This is a genomic window from Paracoccus sp. S4493, from assembly GCF_000967735.1.
In the GTDB taxonomy this organism is placed as follows: domain Bacteria; phylum Pseudomonadota; class Alphaproteobacteria; order Rhodobacterales; family Rhodobacteraceae; genus Paracoccus; species Paracoccus marcusii.
In genome coordinates this window covers 1-298 of the sequence record NZ_JXYF01000520.1, presented here as the reverse complement: position 1 = coordinate 298, position 298 = coordinate 1, and the positions used below count along the sequence as shown (strand labels likewise).

At 73.8% G+C, this 298-nt stretch carries 1 pseudogene; it reads right to left on the bottom strand.

Annotated elements, in window-relative coordinates:
• Positions 1-18: 18 nt before the first annotated feature.
• Positions 19-298: pseudogene (locus tag TW83_RS21630) on the bottom strand (exodeoxyribonuclease VII large subunit); the annotation flags it as partial.

Below are 298 nucleotides of genomic sequence, written 5' to 3'. Positions count from 1 at the left end.
CCCCCGCCCCGTCTGAGGTCAGATCAGGGTCTTCTGCTCGGGCGGCGCTGGCTTGCGGCGCTTGGGCTTCTCGGGGGCCGCGTCGGGGCGCACGGCCACGCGGCGGTCGCCCGCGAATTGCAGCTTCATCCGCGGGGTCCGAGCTGCGACTTCGGGCGTGGTGATCAGCCCGCCCTCCGGGTCGCGCAGGATCACGAAGCCGCGCCGCAGCGTCTGTTCGTGCCCCAGGGACAGCCGCATCCGGTCCAGCCGAACCAGCGCATCCTGCCGCTGACGGCGGATGCGGGCCATCGCCGCC